The sequence below is a fragment of the Phormidium sp. CCY1219 genome, from assembly GCF_035615515.1.
Lineage (GTDB): Bacteria > Cyanobacteriota > Cyanobacteriia > Cyanobacteriales > Laspinemataceae > CCY1219.
Map to the genome: position 1 here is coordinate 1 of NZ_JAJENT010000835.1, position 25,454 is coordinate 25,454.

Consider the following 25,454-nt stretch of genomic DNA (forward strand, 5'->3'; position numbering starts at 1 on the left):
CTCGGTGCCTATGACAAAGGCCAAACTGTTGAGTCCCCGGATGAGGTGAAAGTCTCAAGTCCGGTTTTGAAGACGAGCAGTTCTGGTGACGGAATTGCTTAGTTTAACCTTTGCTGGGCGATACCCCGCAGACTCTCGATTATTCTAAAATACGACATGAACGTTAACCCTAGTGAAACCATGTCTGTCGAACGAGATGTTTTAGATGCCAATCAGGCTTTTTATCAAGCGTTCCAAAATAAAGATATCGCGGCGATGAGTGCGGTTTGGTCCCAAGGAACCAGCAGTCTTTGCGTTCATCCCGGACGCCAGGTTTTAAAAGGATGGGACGACATCCGCGCCGGGTGGGAAAAGATTTTTCGGGTCACGAAGTCTTTGGAAATCGAACTGCAAATTACCGCCACTGAAGTTCAGGATAATATGGCCTATGTGGTGTTGGTTGAAAAGGTGATTCAGGTGAGTGGCGCTCAGAAAAATAAATCGTTTTCTGTGGCGACGAATGTTTTTGAATTGATGGGCGGAAAATGGTATTTAATTCATCACCACGGGAGTCCGATTTTGCGCTAAAGGCGATCGCGGCATTCTTTAGGGAGTAAGGCACCTTAGCTAAATGATGCAGTGAATTGACAGGGGAGTGTCCTTCCCCCGCCCAGGTGCAGAATGGATTGGCTGTAGTAGAATTTTAGCGATCGCGCACAACGGCGATATCCTCCACAGATTCCCGCTGAAATGCAACTCAGATTTGATCGCGTGACGCGCCCTGAAGCTGACCCCACCGGGGAATGCGATCGCCACACCCTCGCGCAACGAACCCCAAGGGGGGATGGGGAGAAGATTTTAGTTTTGGGAACAGCGGCGATCGCGGGTGGAATTATGGGAAAAATATCAAGGGTTATGGGTCAATGCGGAAATCTAACCTACCCAGGGAAAAGGGTAAAGTGGAAAAAGATAGCGGGAATCACTCCCTTTTCCGGAACCGGTTACTATCGATGCCTCGGTTCCGCCGATAAATGCTGTTGACAATCGTCTATATTAAGGTGTTGGATAGCCAACTAAGCGAGGAGCGCAATGAACCGAAAAGTTGTATTATTTGATTTTGATGGAACTTTGGTGGATTCTCTGGAGGCCATTGTCCGAATTACCAATCGGCTATCCGGTGAATTTGGCTACCAAAAAGCCACTGCAGAAGATGTGGAGGCGCTGAGAAATTTAAACTCTATGCAAATTATTAAAACCGCCAAGGTTCCCCTAGCAAAAGTCCCGTTTCTGTTGCAGATGGTCAAACTGGAGTTAAACCAAGAAATTCAAAACTTAAAGCCGATCGCCGGCATCATTGACGTCCTCGCTGACCTGAAAAGTAAGGGCTATCCTCTGGGCATTGTCACCTCGAATTCTCAGGACAATGTGAAAACTTTTCTGCACAACTATGATTTACATGAAGTCTTCTCTTTCGTGCATTCGGGTTCCACGCTTTTTGGCAAAAGTAAAGTGATTAAAAAGTTTTTGCGCCAAGAAAAATTCCTCCCGGAAGAGGTTATTTATGTGGGAGATGAAACCCGGGATATTGAAGCGGCAAAAAACACGCGCGTGCAGGTGATTGCCGTGAGTTGGGGATTTAACTCTAAAGAAGTATTAGTCAAGCACAATCCCGATTTTGCTCTCGATCGCCCCGAGGAATTAATTGCGGCGATCGGCCACTTACAGCAGTCCTAATCTCCTGTGCCATTTCCATTCCCACAGGGTCGCTTTACTTGGATCGGAAAACCGCCGCCTTGGCGCAGTTGGCCGATTATTTGCTGCTGAAAAAAATGGCTGCTAACACGATAGACCCAAGCAGAACCAAAGGCACCCACAAATCCACGAGTTGCGAACTGTCTAATCCCATTTTTCCCTCAGATATTTTCGATCTGCACTCTGCGCCCTTACTCGCCGCGATCGCGCCGGCAATTCCACAGCCCCGCAGCCAATCATCAATAAATAATATTTAATTATACCACAATTCTTCCCCGGTGTCAAAGCCAAGTTAAAGTTTATTTAATCGGGAAGATGCAAAAAAATTATCCCCCTCGAGGGATAAAGCGGAAAGCTTTTGCACAGAGATTTTGCAATGTAGGTGAAGCAATTTATCAAAAAGCCTCGCGCTTGTTAAAATAAGACACAGCATTGAGGGAGCACAGGCTTATGAGCGGCAGAGAATGGGTGACGTGGTTGAGCGAAAGAACCACCCTAGGCATTCTTTCCAAACCGGCATTAAAGGCGATCGCGCAAATGCTGGAAGAAAAAGTAGTTGATGCCAACGAAGTGTTGGCGAGAGAAGAAACCCCACCCACCGGACTTTACATCCTCAAACAGGGACGCTTAGAAGTAGCGGGTAAATCCCGCCAGAGGGCGGCGATCGCCTCAGATCCGAAAAATCCCGCCTCCCTGTTACCCGGAAGCGTGATTCACCTACAAGAACTCATCTTAGACCAAAACGCCGGCCAAACCGTGACCACGTTAACCGAATGTCACCTGTGGTTTGTGCCTCGCGATCGCTTCGGACAATTAGTCCAAGAATACCCCGAAATTGCCCAAACCTTTTCCCGCTTCCTGGTGGAAAAACTCGCCGATGTTTCCGAGGCATTGGATTACGAACAACAACGACAAAACGAACTGCGCCCCTATGCGATCGCCAAAGCCAAACGGGGGATTGTGGGCAAAAGTCGCTATGCGGCGCGCCTGCGCCAACAAATCCGCGAAGCGGGCAGCGATCGCTTGTCGGTGTTCATTTTCGGGGAACCGGGACTGGAAAAAGACAATACCGCCGCCTTGATTCACTTTGGTTCACCCGCCCGCCGAAGCGCGATCGTCAAAATTGACTGCGGCATTCTGCAAACCAGTGGTGCGGAATTATTTGGGCGCGCGGGAGGCAAACCGGGACTTTTAGAATGGTTAGGCGAAGGCACATTAGTCTTAAATAATATCGAAGAACTGCCCTCAGAACTCACCGAGGCGATCGCCCACCTGTTGGAAACCCAAACCTATACCCCCGTCACGCGGTCAGGGGATCCTCCGCCGTCACCCAAAACCTGCCAAGCCAAAATCATCGCGATCGGGGAACGTCGCCTCCCACAAATCGAACGTCACATCCAGCGCACCATCAAAGTCCCACCCCTGCGGGTTCGTAAAGCCGATATTGCCGCTCAAGTGGACTATTATACCAGCCTCTACTGTCGCGCCAAAGGTCTCGAAAAACCCCATCTCACCCCGGAAGCCTTGCGCCGCCTGCAAGCCTATGATTTTCCCGGCAATATTCGCGAATTGCAAAACCTGGTAGAACGGGCGATCGTCCAGTCTGACTGCGCCTCGGAACTCACGGAAGAAATCTTTTGGTCCGCACAAAGCAAGAAAAAACAATTTCGCGTTAATTTGCTCAACGCATATCCCCGCTTGCGGAACTTTCTTCGCAGTCCTTGGTGGCCCGATCGCATCAATTATGGTTTTACCTTTGCCTTTTTCGCCCTAGTAGTTGCCCTGTTATTTCTCGGACCGCAAACGCGCGATCGCAACCTGGCCTTAAACTTATTTTGGGCTTGGTGGTGGCCCGTGGTCTTGTTTGCCTTTCCCTTCGTCGGACGTCTCTGGTGCGCCATTTGTCCCTTTATGATTTACGGGGAAATCACCCAAAAACTCTCCTTGTGGCTGTTCCCCCGCAAACTGAAATACTGGCCGCGACAAGATGCGGAAAAATGGGGCGGCTGGTTCTTATTCGGCTTATTCGCATTAATTTTCCTCTGGGAAGAACTCTGGAATTTAGAAAATACCGCCTATCTTTCCGCTTGTTTGCTGCTGCTGATTACCGCCGGGGCGATGATTTTTTCCGCCATTTTCGAGCGGCGGTTTTGGTGCCGCTATCTGTGCCCAATCGGCGGCATGAACGGATTGTTTGCCAAACTTTCGATGACCGAACTGCGAGCGCAGCAGGGCACTTGTTCCGCCGAATGTACCACCTATCAGTGTTATAAAGGCGGCCCGCAAAAAGGCGAAGGCATGGCAACCAACGGCTGCCCGCTTTATTCTCACCCAGCACAATTAGAAGACAATCGCGATTGCGTGCTGTGCATGACTTGTTTGAAAGCTTGTCCCCATCGGTCAGTCGAATTTAATTTACGTCCCCCGGGAATTGAACTCTGGACCACCCACGTGCCGCGCAGTTATGAAGTGGCGCTGTTATTATTATTATTGGGCGGCATCTTTTTGCATCGCTTGCCGGAAATTAATGCCCAACTGGAATTCAATGTAGATTTAACCCAGTTTTGGCCGCATTTTGCCCTGTCGGTGGCGGCATTGTTGGTGCCGGTGAGCGTTCCTTTTCTGGCGCATGGGGCGATGAAGCTGTTCGATCGCCAACCGAAACCGAAACCGTTCTTGCAGCTTGCATATGGGTATTTGCCCCTCGTATTGGGCGGAAGTTTGGCTCACTATCTGCGCTTGGGGTTAACCGAGGCGGGACGCATTTTGCCGGTGAGTTTTGCTACCTTTGGATTGAGTGGGGAAGGATTGCCGATTTGGGTGGCGCATCCGGCGGTGATTGAATTTTTGCAGGGCACGACCTTAATGGTCGCCGTGGGATTGACGGTGGTTTTAACCCAAAAAATAGCCCGTCAACCGGTGCGATCGCTGTTGCCCCAACATCTCGCCACTGTGGTTTTGGCCGCTTGCATGTGGGCGATTATCGTCAGGTAAAACAGTGGAGATAGAAGGGCGAGGGTCTGGCTCCTTGGGGAGTTTCCGGTTTCGTGACCCGAGGAAATCGGAAAAATAGAACAGGAAATGCTGACAATTTTTCGATTGTGGGCAATTGATAGGGCAATGCGATCGCGATCGCGGGGTGTTTATCTGGCACAATGACAGAGGCGATCGCTTGCTCGAACGGCAGACATCCAGGAGGAACCATCAGTGGTTAATAGTTTAGTCAAAATTAAAATCGTTGGCGTGGGCGGTGGCGGATGCAATGCCGTCAACCGGATGATTGCCAGCGAACTATTCGGTGTGGAATTCGTGGGCATTAACACCGATTCGAGAGCGCTAGCCCAATGCTATGCCGATACCCGATTGCAAATCGGACACAAGCAAACCCGAGGACTGGGAACCGGTGGCAATCCGGCGATCGGACTCAAGGCGGCGGAAGATGCCCGCGCTCAAATTGCCGAGGCCCTCGAGGGTAGCGATTTGGTGTTCGTCACCGCCGGGATGGGTGGCGGAACCGGTACCGGGGCGGCCCCGATTGTGGCAGAAGTGGCGCGGGAAAAAGGGGCGCTGACAGTGGGGGTGGTGACTCGTCCCTTTACCTTCGAGGGGAGACGGCGCACCAACCAAGCTGACGCCGGCATGGAGGCCCTGCAAAGTCGCGTGGATACCCTGATTTCGGTTCCCAATGACAAGCTGCTGTCGGTGATTTCGGATAATCTGCCGGTGCAAGATGCCTTCCAGGTGGCAGATGATATCCTGCGCCAAGGGGTGCAGGGAATTTCGGATCTGATTGTGGTTCCCGGGGTGGTGAATGTGGATTTTGCCGACGTGCGATCGGTGATGAAAAATGCCGGTACCGCTTTGTTGGGCATTGGCATCGGGGAAGGTCAATCTCGCGCCAGACAAGCAGCACTCAGTGCCATGTCTTCGCCGTTTTTGGAAAGTTCGATTAAAGGGGCGAAGGGCGTGGTGTTTAATATTACTTGCGGCATGGATTTGACTTTGCATGAGGTGAATGCCGCCGCTGAAGCAGTTTACGAGTTGGTGGATCCGGACGCAAATATTATTTTCGGCGCGGCGATCGACGATCGCTTGGAAGGGGAAATGCAAATGACGGTGATTGCCACCGGATTTTCTACCGAACCGGAGGCGATCGCGTCGGAAAAACCCCCCATCCGTCGCGAAACCTCCGCCCCCGTACCGCCGCCAAAGCGCCGCACTCTGTCTCAACCACCGACATCCGCGCCACCCCCTCCTCCCGCCCCCAAACCTCAACCCCAACAACCCCCCACCTCTCCCGGATTGGATCTGCCCGGATTTCTGCAAAATCGCCGATCGCCTCGGTAGGATTCCGCTATGGTTAGGGATTCACGAATGGCGCTTGGGCAATCGGTTCTAATCCCAAGGCGTTTAACGTACTTTCCCACTCCCTGAGTAGGGCCGGGTCATTGGGATTGGCGCGGCGCAATGCCGCTAACTGGGTTAAGGCATCCAGCCATAAGCCCGCTTCGGCATATATCCGGGGGCGATCGCCGAGGAGGGCATTTTCTATTTCCATTTTTACCCTTTCTGGGAGTTCGATTCGCTCGATTCTTCCCCCTACGGTTAAATTGCGATCGGGGGCACTCGGATCGCAAATCACGGACAGGGAAAATGGATAGCGCTGCCCAATTTCTAACGGTTGTAAGTTAATTCTTGTGGGTAAATTCAGGCTGATTATTCCCCCTTCGCCACTGATGACAAACACAACTTTGTAAAGGGGCTGGCGACGGTCATCATACAGGATAAATTCTGCCCTTTCGGCAGCAGTGGGCGGCAGGTAAAATAAAAAAGTGGGATATCTGGCTAGGGTGGAAATTACCCGCTCCTCGGTGGGAATTAATGCAGTTAATGGCTGTTGTGCTTCGCGATCGCCGAGAATGCATCCTTCTGTATCCTCTATCTGAGCGGTTTGCACGGGTAAGGGATTCGCCCTGGCCGGTGAAACTGTTTTTATCGGTGCCATGTTTGGTAACTGGGAAAATAGGGTCAGCAATGACGCCAAACAAGCAACTCGCAATATCCGGCTCGGCTCTGTTTCTAGCATATACGGTGATTTTTTACCAAGAGCGAATAACGGCAGATGGCTTTATTGTACCTGCTTGTTTCACTTTTCCCGAACCGCTGAAAGGAAAATACATTGTTAATTTTTTTGGGGCGATCGCATTGTCTGAATTGGGTTTTTTCCCCATTGTTGGGGCGGGTATTCTCTCCCCAGAATGCCGATCGCCAAACCAGTGAAAAAACCCGCCCCCTCTCCCTGTCGCTTTATCCTAAATCAAACAACAGCACCTCGGCATTTTCCTCCCCCACCAGTTTCAGCAATTGCGACCCCCCACAAGCAACCCCATCCCCTTCTGTCAGGGGGCGATCGTTCAGGGTGACGCTTCCGCGCGCTACCTGTACCCACCCATAGCGGTTTTCAAGGCGGCGATGCACCACTTCTTCTCCCCTCTGCAGCAAGGTGGCGTAAAGATTCACGTCTTGATGGATCGTCACGGCGCGATCGCCATGATGCGGCGAGGCAATTAATTCGAGTTTTCCTCGCTTCCTCTCCCGTGCAACGGTAATTTGCTCGTAACTCGGCGGCTATCAGGCGATCGGGCAGTATCCAAATTTGCAGCAAATGTACCCATTCCCCCTCCGAGGCATTGTACTCGCTGTGCGTGACGCCGGTCCGCGCACTCATCCGCTGCACATCCCCCGCCCGAATCACTGAGGTATTCCCCATGCTGTCTTTATGTTCCAGCGCCCCCTCTAGCACGTAAGTGAGGATTTCCATGTTGGCGTGAGAATGCGGCGGAAATCCGGCACCCCCTCGCACCCGATCTTGGTTGATGACTCCTAGATGCCGAAATCCCATCTGTTTTGGATCGTAATAATGGGCGAATGAAAAAGTATGATAGGTTGGTTTTCAACCAACCATAATCCGCCTTTCCTCTATGGGATTGGGGAGAATATAAAATTCATCTCAAATGCGGTTGATATTGGTGTCAATTCTCAGTTCTCAATTCCGCCGCCGACGATTTGGTCCGCCCGCCCAAGGTGGAGGACCGGAAGCGTCGCGAATTTCGATGAGGGTTCCATCTTCGCGGGTGATGGAAAAGGCATCAAAATCGTAGTCATCGTATTCGCCAACCACGGTAACGGTTTCTCCGGGAAGCAGTTCGATTTGGTGCCACCAACGCGGACCGGCATCGACGATAATTTGTCCGGTGCCATCATCGAGAATAAATTCGTTACCCACAATGCTTTTTACTTCGCCTGCGATCGCCACTCCCGTTGGTTTTTCCAGTAACTCGCGAATCGGCACCGGTTCGAGTTCCGCCCGGACCGCCGAAATGCCCATCATTATCCAAATGGTGGCTAAGGGCAATAAGCGTGTTAGTTTCATTACTCTCCCCCCAATTCATAGATAGACTATCGCCATGCATTATGTTTACCCCAAGCCGCGATCGTCTGTGTTTCGGTTGTTGTAGTTTAAGATAAAAAAATGGTAAATTCGTTCCCAAGAGCTTCTGGGAACGAGTCACTTCAAAAGGATGCAAATTACTTGGCGCGTTCGAGTTCAACCTCAACTAATTTTTTTCAATCATCATCATCGGGAATTTCAATCGTCGAGCCATCTTCGCGAGTGATGGTAAAGGCATCAATCTCGGCGTCGTCGTCATCGAGTTCGCCGTAGACGGAGACCGACTCGCCCACGGTCAAATCCAGGGGGTCTCGTTCTCCGAGGGGATAGGTATCGATCGCAATTTCTTCGGTGCCAGTATCGAGAATAAATCCATCATCGAGCAGTTGCACCACTTCCCCTTCTTCGGTGACGATTTCATCGGCGGTAGCGGGGGGAGCAAACCCGAACATCAATCCGGTGGAAAGGGTGGCCATTAAGGTTGAGGTTAAGCCGATCGCTGATAATTTTTTCATGGTTTTGTGCGCCTCGGAAATACTCGCGAATGTTTGTTATCATTCAGTTTCACATTCAGGAGTAAAGCGGGGATGAAACAAAGATGAGAAAGTTCTCATAAATTCATAGAGCGCTGGGTTTAGCGGCGCATTCGGTAGCCCATGCCTCGGACGGTTTCGATGCGATCGCTACCGAATTTTTTTCGCAAATAGCCCACATAAACATCTACAATATTAGAGCCGGGGTCGTAATCGTAGCCCCAAACCCGAGACAATAACTGTTCGCGGCTCATTACTTGGTCTGGGTGGCGCATGAAGGTTTCCGCCAGGGTAAATTCCCGGGCAGAGAGTTCCACCAGGCGATCGCCCACCGTCACCCGGCGCGTCCGCAAATCCAAGGTCAAATCCCCGAGTTTGAGGGTCATCGGGTCTTTCCCGGGGGTACGGGTGCGATCGCGCAGGCGGACGCGCACTCGGGCGAGGAGTTCTTCAAACCGAAAGGGTTTGGTCATGTAGTCATCGGCACCGATTTCAAATCCAGACACCTTATCGTCGATATTATCCCGCGCCGTGAGAACGATGGTGGGCAAAAATTCGCCGCGTCCGCGCAATTGCTGCAATACCTCTAATCCGTCCATGTCGGGCAAACCCAAGTCTAAAATCAGCAAGTCAAAGTCGTTGCTATCGGCCATTTGCAGGGTTTGGCGACCGTCTTCGACCACCACGGTGGTAAAGCCATGCGATCGCAGTCCTTTTTCCACAAAGGCGGCAATTCGGGGTTCGTCTTCGGCGATTAAAATTCGATTCATGGGTGAGGGTTAGGGGTGGAGGACGATACGGTTAAATATAATTGACCGGCAAGACTAAGGTAAAGATAGAGCCTTCACCCAGCTTGCTTTCCACTTCCACGCGACCGCGATGCGCTTCGGCGATCGCGCGGACGATAGCCAATCCCAATCCCGCCCCTTCGGATCGGCGGCGACCCACCCGGGCAAAGCGCTGGAAAATCCGCTCTTGTTGGTCTGGGGGAATGCCGGTGCCGGTATCGCGCACCCACAAGCGCACCCCGGTGTGATTGCGGGAGACACCCAGGGCGATGGTATCCCCGGGGTGGGTATGTTGGGTGGCATTTTGCGCCAAATTGACCAATGCTTGAGTGAGGCGCTGTCGGTCCGCCACGATCGCACCGCTTCCTTTGGCGTCCAAGGTCCAGGCGCGATCGCCCAAGGCGGTGATTTTGGCGTATAATTCTGCGGTAAATTCCTGCAGGTCTAAGCGGTCTGGGTGCAAAAAGTTCGGTTGTTCCGCTTTGGCCAGAAGCAGCAAATCGTTGACGAAGCGACTCATGCGATCGAGTTCGTCATTGACTAGGGCGAGGGTTTCGGCGCGATCGCGCGGGTCCTCGCCCATGAGTTCGAGATGACCGCGAATAATGGTAATCGGGGTCCGCAGTTCGTGACCCGCATCGCTGATAAAATTGCGTTGGGTGGCAAAGGCATTTTGCAGGCGATCGAGCATTTGGTTGAAGGTGCGCGTCAAAACGGCGATTTCGTCGGAACCGCGTTCGGGTATGCGTTGCGTCAGGTCGGAGGCGCTGATGGAACGGGTGGTTTCGGTAAGCAGGCGCAGGGGGGCTAATCCGCGCCCCGCCGCCACCCAGGCGAAAATGCAGGCGACGAGCAATACGCCCCCGGTGATTTGGGTGACTAAAGCGACCACCGCTTCGATTTCTTGCAGGTATCCCGCTGTGGACTGCACCACCACAAACACGCCTCGGGTTTCGTCGGCGATGGTGAGGGGTTGAATCTGGTAGAGTAGTTTGTCGGTGGGGGTGATTATCTCGCCGCGCTGCGGTTGGTTTTGTTGTCCCCAGCGTTCTATTTGCGCCGCATTCTGTGCCAAGGGCGCAGGGAGTGCGGTGGGACTGGATTCGTATAATTTTCCATCGAGTAAGGCGACCATAAATTCCCCTTCGTGGGGAATGTGAGTGGAAAGAAATTGGTGAAAAACGGCGGCGAGATTATAGTCGGTTTGCGGGTTCTCCTTTTGCAGTAAAAGTTGGAATTCTTTGATTTCTTGTCTGAGGTTCTGTTCTACTCGGTCTTGAAATCGGTGGTAGAGGACGTGGCGGATGGCGGCGACGGAGACTTGGGTGGAACAAGCCATCAGCAGGACGTACAGCAGCACGATCCGGGTGCGGACGCCGAATACATAGGGGTGCCATCGCGCCTCGGGGTTTTGCGGGCGCGATCGCTTGGGGTGGGGTATCGCTCGAGTTAACCAGTTCAAGCCGTTTCGCAAGTGCATTTGCTGGGGTTTTGTTTTATTGTACGGGGTTTTTGACATTTTTGGGGACGGATTGATATTCTGACCCGCGTACCACCCGGGACGCAGCAGTGCCCTGTTTCCAATTTATACTAAACCTCCCAGGGCTGCTTTTATATAAAGTGAAGCGGCGGTTAGGCTTTTCTTTGGGCGGCACCGGGCAAAGGGTGCAACGCGGCTCGATCGCGGCCTTGATTTTTGGCGTCGTAAAGGGCGCGATCGGCAGCCGCTAGTAGCACATTGGGTAAAGTGCCGGAGCGGGGAATGGTATGAGCTACCCCCAAACTCAAGCTCACATACGGGCTGATGGGGGATTGGGCGTGTGGCACCTGCAATTGCCGCACGTGATGGCGAATTTCCTGGGCTAATTCTAACGCACCCGCTGCCTCAGTGCGGGGTAAAATAATTGCGAATTCTTCGCCACCATATCGCGCTACCAAATCCGCCGGACGTTTGACGCAACTTTTCAACGTAGCGGCAACCCGTTGCAAGCATTCATCGCCGGCTTGATGTCCGTAAGTATCGTTATAGAGTTTAAAAAAATCGATATCGCATAAAATTAAAGACAACGGTGCTTTTTCGCGGGCCATGCGTCGCCATTCTCGGTTTAAAGTTTCGTCAAATCCGCGTCGGTTGGCCACTTGGGTTAAGCCATCGAGGGCGGCGAGTTGGTGTAACTGTTGATTGGCGGCTTGCAGTTGTTCGAATAAAGAAGATTGTTGGATGGCGATCGCCACTTGGGTGGCCAAACTTTTGAGAAAATCCATTTCCCAAGTTTGCCAATGGCGGGCTTCTGTGCAGTGATGGGCAATCAGCAGTCCCCACAATTGGGAATGTTCTTGCGGAAAATCGCAGCCAAGCAGTTGAAAGTTTTGCGTAATTCTTAAGTCTTCATTGAATAAAATCGGCACCACCAAATTAGCGCGCACTTGAAATTGCACTAATAAATTGATGTGACATTCGCTCATATTGGCGTTATAAATATCTGTGGTGGCTTTAATCCGACCTTGTTTGTAAAGTTCGGCATGAGTTTCGCCAAAACAGGGGTCGAGAATTCTCAGTCCTAACAGGGGCATGGCGGGGTCGGCGACGGATTCGACGACTACTTTGCCACTCCAGTCCGGTTGAAAGCGGTAAATAATCACCCGATCGGTGGTTAAAAATTGGCGGACTTCAGCTACGGTGGTGTTGAGAATTTCGTTGAGGTCGAGAGACTGGCGAATGCGATCGCGCATGCCGGCTAACAGTCGCTCTCGTTCCAATTGTCGCTGAATTTCGGCTTGGGCTTCCACCCGGGCGGTGATATCGCGCAGAATCACGGTAAAAATCTTCTCGGAACCCACTTCCAACTGAGAAATCGATGCTTCCGCCGGAAATGTGGTGCCGTCTTTGCGACGACCGAATACTTGGCTGCGAGACCCCATGCGGCGGGCTTTGTCGGTGGTTTTGCTAAAATTGTCGATATGCTGTCGATGGATCTCGCGTTGGTTTTCCGGTAACAGAATCGCCAAAGATTGCCCGAGTACCTCCCAGGCGCAGTAGCCAAAGATTTTTTCCGCCCCTTGGTTGAACAGTTGAATGGACTGGGTTTCGTCTACGGAAATTATTGCATCGTCCGCACTATCGAGAATGCCGGCGAGACGGGCTTGGGAAAACTTTAAGGCGGCTTCTTTTTGTTTGCGATCGAGGATTTCGCGGCGCAATTGGTCGTTTGCTTGTCGCAATTCGCTGGTTCGTTCGTCCACTAAGCGCTGCAAGGCGGCGATCGCTTCGTCCATTTCCATCGGCGCACAGCCTTGCAGCAAGCTGGTTTGAGTGACGATTCCCTGCCATACCCCCGCCTCGTCGATGACCAGCAACCGACGCACTCGATGCTGATGCATTAACTGATGCGCCTTCCACAAGGAATCGGTGGGTTGCACGCGCAATACCGGGGAACTCATCACCTCCATCGCTTGCAGTTGCGCGATGTCTAGTCCTAATGCCTGAAACTGTAGGATATCTCGTTCGGTGACGATTCCGAGGGGAATTTTTATCGGTGGATTTTCTCCTGTGTCTGAGCAAGTCTCTGGATTGCCGTTTCCCGTTTCTATCTTCCGGGCGATGCTCACACAACTGACGTCATGGGCGCTCATCAATCCCGCCAATTCCAGCACTGACGCCGACTCCGGGGCGCTAATCACTAGGGGCGTCATCACTTCGCCAACCCGGCGCAAGCGCATCCAATCGGCGGGTTTGACAATTTTGCGAATGCTTTGATGGGTAATGATTCCCACCAGATTGTCTTGCTCGTCTACAATGGGCAGATGCCGAATTTGATGCGATCGCATTAAGTTGAGGGTGGTTTTTAAATCTTGCAGTTGCGATTCGAGTCTGGTGACGAGCTTGTGGGACATCACCTCCGCGATCGGGCACTCTCCAAACAGTTGCGCGAAGGATTGGGTGTCCTCTGGCTTCACCCCAACACTGAGTTGCACCACATCCCGTTCGGTGAAAATTCCCAGGAGTTTGCGCCCTTGCACCACCAGCACGCAGCTCGATCGCTCCTGACTCATCAACACGATGACTTCGCTGACGCGGGTCTCGGCGGTCACTGTTAGCGGATGGCGGTCAATGGCAAGATGGATCGAAAACGCGGTGTTATCAATCATGGATCCTGGGAGGTTCACAACGAAAGCGCGGAAAATCTCTAGGCCGGTCACAGATGGAGGGTTCTGTCAGCAGGTAAGACATCGGTTGCCTGTGGCAAAAAAAACATTCCTGTCAACTACTCCGGCTTATCGAGTGATATTTTATACTCATACTGTACCTGGATTTTGATTTTATTGTTCCATCTAAACATTGACTTTTTCGGACGGTGGACTTTTCCGGGAACCCGGGCGCGCTGCCTTTGCCACTCTACCTTATCCTAAAACAAGATATTGGCGAATTTCCGAGGCCGCCTGGATCCGCTTCGTCTTTAATCTCAATTGCTGTCCCTCCCCCTAGACTTGCCTTTTTCCCCTCCCTCCGGTGACACTGGAACCCCACCCCTCGCCAGGGTACTCCCCCCCCTACCCGGGTGCTTAGAACTTGGTCGGCCAATTTCGCATCAGGTAAGATATCGCCTCAGTGGGTTGGCCCAGGGGGTTCTATTCCATGTCTGTGTTTTTCGCCATCTTAATTTCTCCGGAGGTTGTCAATGCATAAATTTCAAAAACCATTTGTTTTTTTGATGGGCGGATTTCTCATCGTACTCATCTCGCTCCTCGCTTTCTCCCGCCAGTGGCGTCAGGTCAAACGTGGCATTGGCTTCGGCATTAGTGGCATGGCGATCGCCCAACAACCTCTCTCCTGGATCTCTTGCCCCCCTAACGCTTGTTTTCTGGTTGTCCATGATAACAAAAATCCCGGGGAAGGTCGCGTGGCTTTAATCTCCCTCGAAGGCGACAATTCCCCTGAGTATTTTCCCTTGTCTTGGCCTCCCAATGCCGCCTATCCGGTGGATTTAGAATCCCTCACCACTGTACCATTCGGCACGACTCCTTCTTTTATGGCTGCATCGAGTAATGGCACGGTTTATCATTTTCAACTCGTCCCCGATCGCGCTGTGGAACTTCTCGAGGTCTTTACTTTACCCGAGGTCGATCCCGAAGCGAATTTAGAAGGCTTTGCATTACAAGAAGTTGACGGTCAATTGCTCGCGGTTTGGGCACATCGTGGCCAAGATGAAGACCCGGGTATTCTTTATTGGGGCAGTTTCGACCCAACTACCTATCGCGTCTCTTTACACGGTTCGACTATTATCCGCGTTCCTTGGCCGGAAAATGACGTTCGTCACATTTCTGATATTAAAGTCAATCCTACGGGCATTCTCTATCTCAGTTCGGCTACGGACCCTGGCGATGAAGGCCCGTTTACTTCGGCAGTTTATGTGGTGGGCATGTTTCAACTGCAAGGCGATCGCTTCGGGTTTCAAGGCAATTCTTCTCTGGTTCCTTTACATCGTCTCCCGGGTCACAAGGTAGAAGCGATCGAACTGTTACCGGGCATCTCTGGCATCATCCTGGGCACCGATGACGAAATCGCTGGCTCTTCTATCTTCCTGAAATGGTAATCCCGCTCACCACTTTTCCCCTCTTTCTCCCGTGACGGGAAACTCTCCCCCGGGCGACTATTTTTATTCCTAAATTTTTCCCGCAAATCTCCCCTAAACTCCCTCCAGTTTGGGGATTTATGCTATAATAAAACTATCCATGTTCAATTCTCCACGCTTTTACCTCCAGCCATGACTCGCCAAATTCCCACGAAAACTCAGTTGATAGAGGAAGTTCGCTCTATCGACCGACACCAAAGTGGCGAAGCATTTTCCCCCGCCACAATTGCCAAAGTCCTGGGCACCCCCAAATCGCGATACTCTCTGACCAAACAAGAACTTTCTGGGGTGTTAGATGCCTGGAAATCGATGCTGGCACAATGCCCGAAAACCGCAAACTGGAAAACCCTAACGATTAGCACTCGCATGGTGTCTCTGTGCGCTGATGGGGAACGCTGGGTGGATTATTTCGGCTTCCCTTCTCTACAAGCTGCTCGCCAATTTCAAGATTGGATTTTGCCCCACTGTCACTGGGCGATGGTTCGCAAAGGCGGTCAGCGCGTTAACGCCAGTTTTGAATGCAAAGTTTGGGGCCTCGACCAACAGATATTCCAAGCTTTAGTGAACCGCGAAACCTCTCTGGTTTTTCCACCCCTGACTCAACGCGATCGCCAACATTCCCTCAGCCAATATCCCACCCATCTCTAACCCCCATTCTCTCCTATTCCCACCCATCTTCGGGTGGGATAACCTATCATGCTTTTTAGTCAAAAATATGGCAATTAATTTAATACAAATTAAGCCATATTAATCTCGATTAAATCAATAATTTGGATAGGTTAAAACGAGTATTAATTTTGGCAATTATTTCCCGATTAATCTCGCATGCTTTTCACATTTTTGGTAAAATAAAATTGCACTTAAACTCGATTTAATTGATGGATTTATTCAATCAAAACCTGCCAGATAGCCAACCCAAAGAACCCCTGGCGGCGCGGATGCGTCCGCGCACCTTAGAGGAATTTATCGGGCAAGAGAGCATTCTCGGAGAAGGACGATTGTTGAGGCGCGCTATCCAAGCCGATCGCCTTTCTTCTTTGATATTTTACGGGCCGCCAGGAACCGGAAAAACCACCTTGGCGCGGGTGATTGCCAATACCACAAAAGCCCATTTTATTGCTATTAATGCGGTACTTTCTGGGGTGAAAGACATTCGCGAGGCGATCGCCACCGCCAAACAGCGCCGGGACCGTCATTCCCAGCGTACCATATTATTTGTAGATGAAGTGCATCGCTTCAATAAATCCCAACAAGATGCCCTGTTACCTTGGGTAGAAAATGGGACGGTGATTCTGATTGGCGCAACCACGGAAAATCCCTTTTTTGAAGTGAATAAAGCCTTAGTGAGCCGATCGCGGATTTTCCAACTGCAATCCCTGAGCGAAGCGCACTTATATAAAGTTCTAGAGCAAACCCTCAACGATCGCGATCGGGGGTATGGCACACTGAGTATCCACATCGAACCCGAGGCGATCGGCCATCTGATTCAAGTCGCCAATGGCGATGCCCGTTCCTTGCTCAACGCCCTGGAACTCGCCGTAGAAACCACTCCCCCCACCGACGCCGGAACCATTTGCATCACCCTGGATGTGGCGGAACAATCCATTCAGCAGCGGGCGGTATTATACGATAAAGAAGGCGATGCCCATTTCGACACTATCAGCGCATTTATCAAAAGTATGCGCGGTAGCGACGCCGATGCGGCCCTCTACTGGTTGGCGAAAATGGTGTATGCGGGAGAAGACCCGCGCTTTATCTTTCGTCGCCTGTTAATCCTCGCCAGCGAAGATGTGGGATTGGCGGATCCGGAGGCGGTGGTGGTGGTCAACGCCTGCGCCGCCGCGTTCGATCGCGTGGGCATGCCGGAAGGACGCTATCATTTAGCGCAAGCAACATTATACCTGGCCACCGCACCTAAGTCAAATAGCGCGATGGGATTTTTCGATGCCCTGGCGGCGGTGGAAAAGGAACGGGAAACCCAAGTTCCCACGCACTTGAAAGATGCATCCCGGGATAAAAAAGGATTCGGTCACGGGGCGGGATATTTGTATCCCCACGCTTATCGCGACCATTGGGTGGCGCAGCAATATCTCCCCGCCAATTTGCAAGGGCAACTGTTCTATCAACCGTCCTCTCAGGGGCGCGAAGGGGAAATTGCCGTTCGGGTGAAACGACGACGGGAAGCGCAGTTGGCCGCATTTGCTTCCGGGGCGGGGGAAGTGCCGGCAGAAATTCTCACCTATAGCCCCAGCGATCGCAGCGCCGATCGCTGGTTGCAGCGCACTTTGGGCCAGATGGGCGACGCCATGGAACGCCTGCGCGATCGCCTGTTTGAACTCGCCCAACCCCAGCGCCATCACCTGATTTTGGACTTACATGCCAAAACCGGATTGCTGACTTGGGAAGCGATTCGACGAGTCCCCGAAGGCGGGGTGTATGCAGTGTGTCGCAGTGCAACTGAGGCGAAGGATTTAGCACAACAGGCGATCGCCCTGCCCGAACTGATGCGCCCGCAGGTGCTGCATTCCAGTTTATCACAGTTACCGAATCGATTGGCAAAAAATGCGCCCCCTATGAAGTTCGACCGGATTATCGGCAGAAATGCGATCCTCCACGAAGCGGATAAACCGGCGATCGCTCTGTGTTTGACCCAGTTACTCCCACAGGGGGGACGACTGATTTTAGCCGAAACCGTCCCTCAGCAGACCCAACGTCTGTATCGCTTCCTCGATCGCTCTCGGTTGCAGGCGGGGTTATATGACCGTCTGGTGGCGGCGGAAGAGGCCATTTATGAGGATAAGTCCGACCCGATGGTAAATTGGCAGGCAGAAGATTTGCAAGCGGCGTTTCAACAGGCGGGATTTAGGGTAGAATTGTACCAGGAGCGATCGCTCGTTCAAATGGCGGTGACTCCCACGGTCCTCGATCGCTGGTTTACTCCCGCAACTCGGGGCCGATCCAGTTATGTCACTCGTTTGGCGCAAATGTTATCTCCCGCAGAAGTGCGAACGGTGGAAGCGGCGTTTAGACGGGAGTTAGGGAATGGAACGGTTCCTTGGGAAACGGCGATCGCGTTTGTGGTTTGTTATTAGTGGTTGGTCATTGGTTGTTTGTCATTTGTCCTTGGTCATTTGTCCAATAACCAATGACCAGCGACCAGTGACCATTGACCTATTGCACTTGTTCGGAAATCCACTGTAGGTAGGGAGCAAAACCAGCGTGAATGGGAAGGGCGATGATTTCTGGCACTTCGTAGGGGTGGACTTGGCGCACTTTAGCTTCTAGGGCGTCAAATCGTTGCAGGTCGGTTTTGATAATCAGTTGAATTTCGTCATCGCGATTGACTTCTCCTTGCCAAGTGTAAATCGATCGCACCGGGGTGAGACTGACGCAGGCGGCGAGATGGGATTCTACTAATGCTTCGGCGATCGCCTCGGCGGACTCTCGGGATTCGGCGGTGACCAAGACGATTCCATATTGCACATTATCCGTATTGGTTTCCATTTCGACTCCTTATTTATAGAACGATTTTGCGATCGCTAGTCTGCTACAGCCCCTTGTATTTGAAAAGAGCGGATTTCACAAGTTTCGATTTTTTTACCATGACTCAGAAAAAATGTCAACCCCTATGGGCAAGTGGTTTCAGTGATTTCCGGTACATTATTCTCTCCTCACTCTAAAGTTTTATGAATTTGCAGTTAAAGTTTTATTAAAACTCCTCAATTTCGCACTTTTTATGGTAATAGACTGGGCAATTCGGAAAATGCCAGGGAAGGAGGGGTGAAAGATTTTGCAGCCAAAAGGGAATAATCATACCAGAAATGGTTGACAGACAAAAAAATTTTTTTTTGGATAGGTCAACCGTGAATCTACTAGAATAAATATCGTCAAATTAAGACAACTTCGTAAATATACTGTAAAAGGCTAGCCATTAGGGGCATCTACGCATCTACTACCGTAAACAGGGTCATCTTTTACCGTGTACTCCCCTAAACTCCCTGACCAAAAGCAGGGAAAACCTTACAATTTAATTGCCGTAGCGGTGTTGGGTGGAATGATGATTCTGCCTGCAGCATTCTGGTGGAAGTTTCCGGTTTTTGCCCAGGTGACTCCAGCAGGGACGCAGATTAGAAACCGGGCCACCGGTACTTTTGAAGACCCAAACAATCCCGGCGTTCCTCTCGACCCCGTGTTTTCCAACGAGGTGATTCTCACCGTGGCGGAAGTGGCGGGGATTACCGTCCAATCCGATGGGATTTCTATTGCGGATGGCGGGAGTGAAATCGACGTGGGCGATTTGCTTTATTACCGCTACGAGATTACCAATGTGGGGAACGATCCGACCCGATTTCGGATTCCCAATTCCGCGACGGTAGTCGGATCGGGAAGCATTTCCGGGAATTTGCAGTTCAGTGTCAATGGCGGAACCACTTGGACGGAAATCAGCGGGAATGAATTTACCAGCAATGCGTTTTCGCCGCAGGAAAGTATTTTGGTCCGCGTCCCCGTCACGGTGGCGAATAGCGCGATCGCCGATGACGAAATTACCGTAACCCTGGGTAATACCCCCAACAATGCCCAAAATTTGGAACGAGTCGCCGATCCCACCGATGTATTTACTGTGGATGGGGCGGATAATTCCGTGGCGGGGGAAACCTCGGGAAATCCAGTCAATGGGACTCGCGAAGCAAGCGACACCCAAACGGCGACAGTGGCGGGGGTTCCCTTGGCGTTAGTGGCGCTTTACAAAACTCACGCCACGCCGGTGGAAGTGAATAATCCCGCCACTCCTCGGGATGACGAAATTAACTATCAGTTGACTTTAGATGTGCGATCGAGTCTTCCGCCCGGAAGTAGCGGTATCGTTCCGAGTGACTTAGTGGCGACTACGGGAATTTCTCTTACCGTGGATGGGAATACCATCAATCGCTTGTTAGTTTCAGATGCGATTCCCGACCGAACTACATTAATTGAAGATAGCTGGACTGCGCCTACGGGATGGGAGGTGGTGTTTACCGACGCCAATCCCGCCGAAATCAATGCCATGCAAGCGCCTTGGACCACGGATGTGGAGACCCTGGGCGGGATGGGAAATGTCACCCGCATCGGGTTTATTTTTAACGGGACGATCGCGGCGGGAACTACAGTTAGTGGGTTTGAGTATAAGGTAGTGACCGATGGCGTCACCGGGAATGCAGCGATCGCCAATATCGCCCAAGTCTTCGGCGCAACTGATGGGAATCCTGACTTGCTGGTGTATGACGAGTCTGGCGACCAAAATCCGAATAACTTTAACGATGATGGAACGCCTCCGCCCACGGATAGCACCGAGAATCCGCTTATCGGGACCGGTGTCGCCAACCCGGGAACTGACGGACAAGACCCCAACAATGATAACACCGGGGAAGGTCCGGGCGGGGAGGCTAATGTAGTGCCGATTTCCACAGTGGAGTCGGGTATTTTCAGCGGACCTCTCGGACAACCCGACGCGATCGGACCGACCGACGATAACGACGATTTTACCAACCAAGTGCTACCCATTCCGGCGAATCTCGAACCGGGAGAAACCTTCACCCCACCGCCTAGTAACTTTACCAACACGGTACGCAATACTACCGGACAACCGATTACCCTCGCGCCCACCCCGCCAGAGGACCCCAATGCGTTACCCGCCGGAACTACAGTGACGATTACCTATGGAGGGCGATCGGTTACCTACGTTTACGACCCCGCTACCGGATTTTCCACGACCGATACCCCAATTACTATTCCCTCTGATGTTTCCCCCGCAGATTACGGCGTTTCGGTTCAACTCCCCAACGCCGAACCCAACAGTCAATATCCGGTTCCGATCGCCGCTTTTATTGATGAAGATGGCGATGGTTCTTTCGACCCCACGGAAACCGGCAATACTACAATTAATCGCATTTACACCGGATTTGTCGAAATTAATAAAGAATCTCGCTTGCTTCAAGGTAACGGACCGGATATTATTCCCGGTCAAGACAACTTTAGCCCCGACCCGAAATCTCCCGGACCGGGTAATATTATCGAATATCGTTTGACTTATAACAACTTTTCTCTCCAAGGAAGACCGGGCAATGTCACCCTAGATGCAACTGATGTAGTCATTGTTGAAGATGGAACAACCTACGACCCTACCACTAATCCCGGGGGAAATAATTGGGCGCTGGATACCGAAAACATTGATGGGGATAATGACCCGACAACGGGAATCGATACCTCTCATGTTGTCGGTTCCGCCACCGATTCTCGAGGGGGAACGGTAGAGTTCTTTAGCGGTCAACCCGCGACCAATCCTACAGGAGAACAACGCGGAACCACTGTGGATTCCGACGTCACCCGCTATGTTGTCCGCGTTAGAGGTACTCTCGGACCGGGCGAGTCGGGAACCTTTACCTTTCAGCGACAGGTGAATTAAAGGGTAATTGGTCACTGGTCATTGGTCATTGGTCAAATGACAAAGGACAAAGGACAAAGAACAAAGAACAAATGACAAATGATAAATGACAAATGATAAATGATAAATGATAAAGAACAAAGGACAAAGGACAAAGGACAAAGGATAAAGGATAAAGGACAAAGGACAAAGGACAAAGGACAAAGGACAAAGGACAAAGGACAAATGATAAAGGACAAATGATAAAGGACAAATGATAAAGGACAAATGATAAAGGACAAATGATAAAGGACAAATGACTAAATTACTTTTAATCATTGCCATTTTAATATTAAGTTTTAACGGAAGTTTTGCTGTAGCAGTCTCGCCGAGGGGAGGGGCGTGGGAGATTGATGGGGGTGGAAGGGGGGAAATGGGGGTTACGCCGAGAAGTGACTGGGGAAAAACCCGGTTGTTGAGTCAAGAGAATGGGGTAGAAATTCGGTTAGAAGCGCATAAATTAGTGACAGTGGAAGAGGAGGATGGAAGGGAAACCACCGAGTGGTTGAAATTGCCGGCGCAAGCAACAGTGGAACCGGGGGATAGGATTCGATATACGATCGCGGGGGAAAACAATCGCGATCGCGAGATTGTGAATTTCACCCTCACACAACCGATTCCGCCGCCGATGGAATATATCCTTGACTCCGCTACCAGTAGCGATGCGGCGCAGATAACCTACAGCATCGATAACGGGGAAACCTTTGTGGCGAATCCCACAGTGGAAGTGGAAAGGGAAGATGGGCGGCGGGAAGTTCGACCCGCACCGGCGTCGAGCTATACCCATATTCGCTGGCAATTTGAGAATCCCGTCCCCGCGATCGCTACGGTGTCCGGACAGTTTCAAGTCACAGTCAAATGAACCAGGACAGACGCAGAGGCACAGAACCAAGCAACAACCGCGAATCGTTCTTCGATGGCGCGGCGGTTCCGGGTATTCTGCTCGCCGCGATAGTGGCGGCGGGGAGTTTCGGCATTTCCGTGCGAAATTGGCAACCGAAACTGGCCTCGGCGCAACAAGATGCACCCCAATGTGTGGTTCCGGGTTATTTATTGCAAAATGAAGGGTCGTTTAGTTACAACACCAACGGAACGGCGGAACGCATCGAAGGGACAACCAATTCCGTGGTACTCCCGGTGATTCCCGACGGTCCGGTGGCGGTAGACCCGAGTGGGATTCGCGATAGTGCCAATAATCGCGTCACCGGATTGTTCGCTGGGGGGCTGGCGGATGAATTGATGGCTCTGGGATTTACTCAGGGGGAAGCAACCCGGGCGACGATCGCAGTTACCGTGACTTTGGCGCAGTTACCGATAGATTCCAGTTTCCGGGAAGTGGCGATCGCCGCGCGAGATGCAGTGGTAGAAGCGGTTCCCACTCAAGCAGCAGCGATCGCCGCCCTAGAACGCGATCGCGCCCAGGAAACCGCCGTCACCGTTACCGCCGAACTGTCGAAAAGCTTGCTAGTCGGGAGAGGACTGAGCGAACGGGAAGCGGAAGCGGTAACCGAACAAGTGATTTCGAGTATTGTCGCTTCCGGCGATAACGCTGCAGTAGATGATGCGTTTCGCGACGCCTTTCAAGCAGCGATCGCCGTAGTCCCGGATAAAGAACAACTCCTGCGCGACTTCGCAGAAGAGTTTATCGAAGAAATCCGTAACATTCGCGAAGGAGTCAGCAGCAGCATCCAACAAGGAGACGTACTTTATTTCGATTTCGTCATCCGCAACCCCACAGACGGAACCCTGCGCTTCCAAATTCCCGACCCCGAATCGATCCAGCGCGTCACCACCGGCGGTATCGTTCGCGGTTTGTCCTATTCTATGCTCAACAGCGACAATGGAGTATTCCTGATTCAAGACTGCTTCCCTCCGGAATCGCCCTCTCCCTCGCCTTCCCCTTCTCCCGGTCCGACGATTACTCCGTTCCCCTCGGAGTCGCCGGAACCAACTCCGACTCCGGAACCAACTCCGACTCCGGAAGAACCCACTGCGTCTCCTTCCCTCCCCCCTCTCCCGCAACCGTCGATTCCACCTTTACCGGATAATGTCCCCACCCCACCACCCCTACCGGATACCCCACCAGCACAACCGGTGACCACGCCGGTGGATGTGGTGATTCCGCCCGATGATGGGGTGGTGATTACGGTGGAAGTGGAAGTTCCGGAAATTCCCGATACGGGCACTGGGGTGACGGTGGGTATTCCTACAGACCCGCAAATTCCCGACGAACCGGGAGACCAACAAACGGTGATTATTCCGCCTCCGTTGCTGACTACCCCTTCTCAAACGCCGTTGGGTCAAATTACCGGATGCGCTGGGGAGATTTTGGCGGACTATACCGGGTTTAAGGTGGGTCTGTATGAAGCGGACCCCAATGACCCCACGGGCGGAATTGCAGGAGTGGTGGCGTTGACGCCAACTGAACAGCGCGATCGCCCGAATAATGATGTGCCCGTTGGGGTGGAACCAAATGTCACCAACGCTAACCCGTTCTTCCTGTCAAATGGGGAAAATGGTACTTACAATTTCTTGCTGGATGTGAATCGGGGTCAGTTGAACCCGGGCCGTCAATATATTTTGTTGGTGACGCCGCCTTCGGGAAGCAATTATGCTGAACGTCGTCTCCGCATCGAAATTTTGTCGAATGAGAATGGTGTGGTGACTTATCGGGTGACGGCGTTGGATGGACGCCCGATTGGCGCTACGTCGGAAGCAACTAGCGTCACGGGAAGCATTGATATTGGCGATGCTTCCCGGGTGGGTTTGGCATTGGGTCGCTTCGATTTGACTACTGCTGTGTGCGAAGCGCAGGAAATTCAAATCGATAAAACTGGCGATCGCGCCGCCGCCGAACCGGGCGATACGGTGATTTATCGACTGGCAGTTCGGAATTTGTCCAGTTCTCCTATATCGGGTTTGGTGATTACGGACCGATTACCGTTTGGGTTCCAGTTGCGCGAAGGGTCGGTCCGCGCTGAGTTGGAGGGACGAGAATTACCTGTGACCATCGATCGCGATGGACGCGCGATCGCTTTTGACCTGCGCGGCGTAACTCTCCCTTCGGCGCAAGTGATTAATATTGTCTACGCCGCCCGCGTCACCCCAGACGCCCTTCGCGGTAATGGTCGCAATTCTGCTTTCGCTAACGGTCGTCGCACGGATACCGGTCTGGATATTAAGGACGGTCCGGCGATTCACCAACTGCGTCTCGACCCGGGAATTCTCTCGGATTGCGGGACGCTAATCGGTCGCGTGTTTGAAGATAAGAACTTCGACGGCGAACAACAACCGGATGAACCGGGTATTCCTAATGCGATTATTTTCCTCGATGATGGTAATCGCATCATTACGGACGAACGCGGTCTGTTCTCTGTGGCTAATGTGGTGGCTGGCTATCGTACCGGCGCTTTGGACCTCAATAGTGTCCCGGGTTTTACTTTAGCTCCTAATTCTTATGTCAGCGAACGGAATAGTCTCTCGCGTCTGGTTCGCCTAGAACCTGGTGGTATGGCACGCATGAATTTCGCAGTCGTCCCCGCCGCGGAGGTGCCCCCCTCCCCACCTGTCGGTACTCCGGAGGATAATTAAATGCTTTTAAATCGTCAATCATCGGTGCTTCTGTTTCCTTCGATCGCTGTCTGCTTGTTTTCCCCTTCGGCGATCGCCCGGGAGTCCTCTACTCCCCGCAATCTACAACCCTCGGATTCGACTAACACCGAGATTAATTTATCTCAATTTTCTCTATCCCCCTCCCAGTCTACTGTGGAGGTTTATTCCCACGGGCAAAATGTTGCTTCAAATGTAGGGATGGATTTCAATGTTGTTGGAAAAACTGACAACTCTCAAAATACTGTT

Annotated in this window: 24 protein-coding genes; 14 read left to right on the plus strand and 10 right to left on the minus strand. The window is 52.0% G+C overall.

Annotation, left to right across the window (positions count from 1 at the left end; translation table 11 throughout):
* Positions 1 to 180: 180 nt before the first annotated feature.
* The 5 genes from LKK83_RS26325 (at position 181) to LKK83_RS26345 (ending at position 4,725) form a co-directional block, all read left to right on the plus strand.
* On the plus strand, positions 181 to 567 hold the full coding sequence (locus tag LKK83_RS26325) for a nuclear transport factor 2 family protein (RefSeq protein ID WP_324634440.1): 387 nt from the start codon (positions 181 to 183) through the stop codon (positions 565 to 567).
* Between the two features lie 162 nt (positions 568 to 729).
* Positions 730 to 1,020, plus strand: coding sequence for a hypothetical protein (locus LKK83_RS26330; protein WP_324634441.1), 291 nt, complete (start codon positions 730 to 732; stop codon positions 1,018 to 1,020).
* Positions 1,021 to 1,068: 48 nt separating this feature from the next.
* Positions 1,069 to 1,713, plus strand: coding sequence for an HAD-IA family hydrolase (locus LKK83_RS26335; protein WP_324634442.1), 645 nt, complete (start codon positions 1,069 to 1,071; stop codon positions 1,711 to 1,713).
* 38 nt (positions 1,714 to 1,751) lie between these two features.
* On the plus strand, positions 1,752 to 1,988 hold the full coding sequence (locus LKK83_RS26340; protein ID WP_324634443.1) for a hypothetical protein: 237 nt from the start codon (positions 1,752 to 1,754) through the stop codon (positions 1,986 to 1,988).
* 193 nt (positions 1,989 to 2,181) lie between these two features.
* On the plus strand, positions 2,182 to 4,725 hold the full coding sequence (locus tag LKK83_RS26345; RefSeq protein WP_324634444.1) for a sigma 54-interacting transcriptional regulator: 2,544 nt from the start codon (positions 2,182 to 2,184) through the stop codon (positions 4,723 to 4,725).
* Here the strand turns inward: LKK83_RS26345 and LKK83_RS26350 are convergent.
* On the minus strand, positions 4,718 to 4,936 hold the full coding sequence (locus tag LKK83_RS26350; protein ID WP_324634445.1) for a hypothetical protein: 219 nt from the start codon (positions 4,934 to 4,936) through the stop codon (positions 4,718 to 4,720). The two genes, LKK83_RS26345 and LKK83_RS26350, sit on opposite strands and share 8 nt — an antisense overlap.
* Positions 4,937 to 4,938: 2 nt before the next feature.
* On the opposite strand from LKK83_RS26350, the gene ftsZ reads away from it, so the two are divergent.
* Positions 4,939 to 6,078, plus strand: a complete 1,140-nt coding sequence (gene ftsZ, locus LKK83_RS26355) for a cell division protein FtsZ (protein WP_324634446.1) — start codon at positions 4,939 to 4,941, stop codon at positions 6,076 to 6,078.
* A 13-nt stretch (positions 6,079 to 6,091) separates the two neighbouring features.
* On the opposite strand, the gene LKK83_RS26360 is transcribed toward ftsZ, so the two are convergent.
* A complete protein-coding gene (locus LKK83_RS26360; protein WP_324634447.1) occupies positions 6,092 to 6,736 on the minus strand; it encodes a DUF928 domain-containing protein in 645 nt (214 codons plus the stop codon).
* Positions 6,737 to 6,765: 29 nt separating this feature from the next.
* On the opposite strand from LKK83_RS26360, the gene LKK83_RS26365 reads away from it, so the two are divergent.
* The gene (locus tag LKK83_RS26365; RefSeq protein ID WP_324634448.1) at positions 6,766 to 7,011 is read left to right on the plus strand and encodes a hypothetical protein; all 246 of its coding nucleotides are present in this window, start codon (positions 6,766 to 6,768) and stop codon (positions 7,009 to 7,011) included.
* Between the two features lie 27 nt (positions 7,012 to 7,038).
* Here LKK83_RS26365 and LKK83_RS26370 read toward each other — a convergent pair whose 3' ends face one another.
* From LKK83_RS26370 to LKK83_RS26400, 7 genes are all read right to left on the minus strand, one after another.
* Positions 7,039 to 7,269 carry a pirin family protein gene (locus LKK83_RS26370; protein WP_324634449.1) on the minus strand — a complete coding sequence of 77 codons (231 nt, stop codon included), beginning with the start codon at positions 7,267 to 7,269 and terminating at the stop codon, positions 7,039 to 7,041.
* Positions 7,193 to 7,633 (minus strand): pirin family protein, encoded by a 441-nt coding sequence (locus LKK83_RS26375; RefSeq protein WP_324634450.1) that lies wholly within the window; start codon positions 7,631 to 7,633, stop codon positions 7,193 to 7,195. Before LKK83_RS26375 ends, LKK83_RS26370 begins: the two co-directional genes overlap by 77 nt.
* A gap of 144 nt (positions 7,634 to 7,777) precedes the next feature.
* Positions 7,778 to 8,164 (minus strand): DNA-binding protein, encoded by a 387-nt coding sequence (locus tag LKK83_RS26380; RefSeq protein ID WP_324634451.1) that lies wholly within the window; start codon positions 8,162 to 8,164, stop codon positions 7,778 to 7,780.
* 194 nt (positions 8,165 to 8,358) lie between these two features.
* Positions 8,359 to 8,697: a hypothetical protein gene (locus tag LKK83_RS26385; protein WP_324634452.1), complete on the minus strand. Its 339-nt coding sequence runs from the start codon at positions 8,695 to 8,697 to the stop codon at positions 8,359 to 8,361.
* Positions 8,698 to 8,816: 119 nt separating this feature from the next.
* Positions 8,817 to 9,485, minus strand: a complete 669-nt coding sequence (locus LKK83_RS26390; protein ID WP_324634453.1) for a response regulator transcription factor — start codon at positions 9,483 to 9,485, stop codon at positions 8,817 to 8,819.
* A gap of 31 nt (positions 9,486 to 9,516) precedes the next feature.
* The gene (locus LKK83_RS26395) at positions 9,517 to 11,022 is read right to left on the minus strand and encodes a sensor histidine kinase (RefSeq protein WP_324634454.1); all 1,506 of its coding nucleotides are present in this window, start codon (positions 11,020 to 11,022) and stop codon (positions 9,517 to 9,519) included.
* Between the two features lie 113 nt (positions 11,023 to 11,135).
* Complete coding sequence (locus tag LKK83_RS26400) at positions 11,136 to 13,652, minus strand: diguanylate cyclase domain-containing protein (protein ID WP_324634455.1); 2,517 nt, start codon at positions 13,650 to 13,652, stop codon at positions 11,136 to 11,138.
* A 530-nt stretch (positions 13,653 to 14,182) separates the two neighbouring features.
* Here LKK83_RS26400 and LKK83_RS26405 point away from each other — a divergent pair.
* The 3 genes from LKK83_RS26405 to LKK83_RS26415 all read left to right on the plus strand — a co-directional run bounded on the left by LKK83_RS26405 (position 14,183) and on the right by LKK83_RS26415 (position 18,228).
* Positions 14,183 to 15,097 carry a hypothetical protein gene (locus LKK83_RS26405; protein ID WP_324634456.1) on the plus strand — a complete coding sequence of 305 codons (915 nt, stop codon included), beginning with the start codon at positions 14,183 to 14,185 and terminating at the stop codon, positions 15,095 to 15,097.
* A gap of 171 nt (positions 15,098 to 15,268) precedes the next feature.
* Positions 15,269 to 15,784 (plus strand): hypothetical protein, encoded by a 516-nt coding sequence (locus tag LKK83_RS26410; RefSeq protein WP_324634457.1) that lies wholly within the window; start codon positions 15,269 to 15,271, stop codon positions 15,782 to 15,784.
* Positions 15,785 to 16,014: 230 nt separating this feature from the next.
* On the plus strand, positions 16,015 to 18,228 hold the full coding sequence (locus tag LKK83_RS26415; RefSeq protein ID WP_324634458.1) for an AAA family ATPase: 2,214 nt from the start codon (positions 16,015 to 16,017) through the stop codon (positions 18,226 to 18,228).
* Positions 18,229 to 18,307: 79 nt separating this feature from the next.
* On the opposite strand, the gene cutA is transcribed toward LKK83_RS26415, so the two are convergent.
* Positions 18,308 to 18,640 carry a divalent-cation tolerance protein CutA gene (gene cutA / locus LKK83_RS26420; protein WP_324634459.1) on the minus strand — a complete coding sequence of 111 codons (333 nt, stop codon included), beginning with the start codon at positions 18,638 to 18,640 and terminating at the stop codon, positions 18,308 to 18,310.
* A 475-nt stretch (positions 18,641 to 19,115) separates the two neighbouring features.
* On the opposite strand from cutA, the gene LKK83_RS26425 reads away from it, so the two are divergent.
* The 4 genes from LKK83_RS26425 to LKK83_RS26440 form a co-directional block, all read left to right on the plus strand.
* Entirely contained in the window at positions 19,116 to 21,578 is a 2,463-nt protein-coding gene (locus LKK83_RS26425; protein WP_324634460.1) for a DUF7925 domain-containing protein, read from the plus strand.
* 274 nt (positions 21,579 to 21,852) lie between these two features.
* Positions 21,853 to 22,458 carry a hypothetical protein gene (locus LKK83_RS26430; protein WP_324634461.1) on the plus strand — a complete coding sequence of 202 codons (606 nt, stop codon included), beginning with the start codon at positions 21,853 to 21,855 and terminating at the stop codon, positions 22,456 to 22,458.
* Positions 22,455 to 25,187: a DUF11 domain-containing protein gene (locus LKK83_RS26435; RefSeq protein ID WP_324634462.1), complete on the plus strand. Its 2,733-nt coding sequence runs from the start codon at positions 22,455 to 22,457 to the stop codon at positions 25,185 to 25,187. Before LKK83_RS26430 ends, LKK83_RS26435 begins: the two co-directional genes overlap by 4 nt.
* On the plus strand, positions 25,188 to 25,454 hold a 267-nt coding region (locus LKK83_RS26440), incomplete at its 3' end, for a hypothetical protein (protein ID WP_324634463.1).

Excerpts from the sequence above, each read along its gene's own strand:
- LKK83_RS26375 (WP_324634450.1), bottom strand. The coding sequence starts at position 7,633 with ATGGGATTTCGGCATCTAGGAGTCATCAACCAAGATCGGGTGCGAGGG.
- LKK83_RS26385 (WP_324634452.1), bottom strand. The coding sequence starts at position 8,697 with ATGAAAAAATTATCAGCGATCGGCTTAACCTCAACCTTAATGGCCACC.
- LKK83_RS26345 (WP_324634444.1), top strand. The coding sequence starts at position 2,182 with ATGAGCGGCAGAGAATGGGTGACGTGGTTGAGCGAAAGAACCACCCTA.
- LKK83_RS26390 (WP_324634453.1), bottom strand. The coding sequence starts at position 9,485 with ATGAATCGAATTTTAATCGCCGAAGACGAACCCCGAATTGCCGCCTTT.
- LKK83_RS26325 (WP_324634440.1), top strand. The coding sequence starts at position 181 with ATGTCTGTCGAACGAGATGTTTTAGATGCCAATCAGGCTTTTTATCAA.
- LKK83_RS26415 (WP_324634458.1), top strand. The coding sequence starts at position 16,015 with ATGGATTTATTCAATCAAAACCTGCCAGATAGCCAACCCAAAGAACCC.
- LKK83_RS26395 (WP_324634454.1), bottom strand. The coding sequence starts at position 11,022 with ATGTCAAAAACCCCGTACAATAAAACAAAACCCCAGCAAATGCACTTG.
- LKK83_RS26335 (WP_324634442.1), top strand. The coding sequence starts at position 1,069 with ATGAACCGAAAAGTTGTATTATTTGATTTTGATGGAACTTTGGTGGAT.
- LKK83_RS26365 (WP_324634448.1), top strand. The coding sequence starts at position 6,766 with ATGACGCCAAACAAGCAACTCGCAATATCCGGCTCGGCTCTGTTTCTA.
- LKK83_RS26430 (WP_324634461.1), top strand. The coding sequence starts at position 21,853 with ATGACTAAATTACTTTTAATCATTGCCATTTTAATATTAAGTTTTAAC.
- LKK83_RS26330 (WP_324634441.1), top strand. The coding sequence starts at position 730 with ATGCAACTCAGATTTGATCGCGTGACGCGCCCTGAAGCTGACCCCACC.
- LKK83_RS26360 (WP_324634447.1), bottom strand. The coding sequence starts at position 6,736 with ATGGCACCGATAAAAACAGTTTCACCGGCCAGGGCGAATCCCTTACCC.
- LKK83_RS26400 (WP_324634455.1), bottom strand. The coding sequence starts at position 13,652 with ATGATTGATAACACCGCGTTTTCGATCCATCTTGCCATTGACCGCCAT.
- LKK83_RS26380 (WP_324634451.1), bottom strand. The coding sequence starts at position 8,164 with ATGAAACTAACACGCTTATTGCCCTTAGCCACCATTTGGATAATGATG.
- LKK83_RS26350 (WP_324634445.1), bottom strand. The coding sequence starts at position 4,936 with ATGGTTCCTCCTGGATGTCTGCCGTTCGAGCAAGCGATCGCCTCTGTC.
- LKK83_RS26405 (WP_324634456.1), top strand. The coding sequence starts at position 14,183 with ATGCATAAATTTCAAAAACCATTTGTTTTTTTGATGGGCGGATTTCTC.
- cutA (WP_324634459.1), bottom strand. The coding sequence starts at position 18,640 with ATGGAAACCAATACGGATAATGTGCAATATGGAATCGTCTTGGTCACC.
- LKK83_RS26410 (WP_324634457.1), top strand. The coding sequence starts at position 15,269 with ATGACTCGCCAAATTCCCACGAAAACTCAGTTGATAGAGGAAGTTCGC.
- LKK83_RS26435 (WP_324634462.1), top strand. The coding sequence starts at position 22,455 with ATGAACCAGGACAGACGCAGAGGCACAGAACCAAGCAACAACCGCGAA.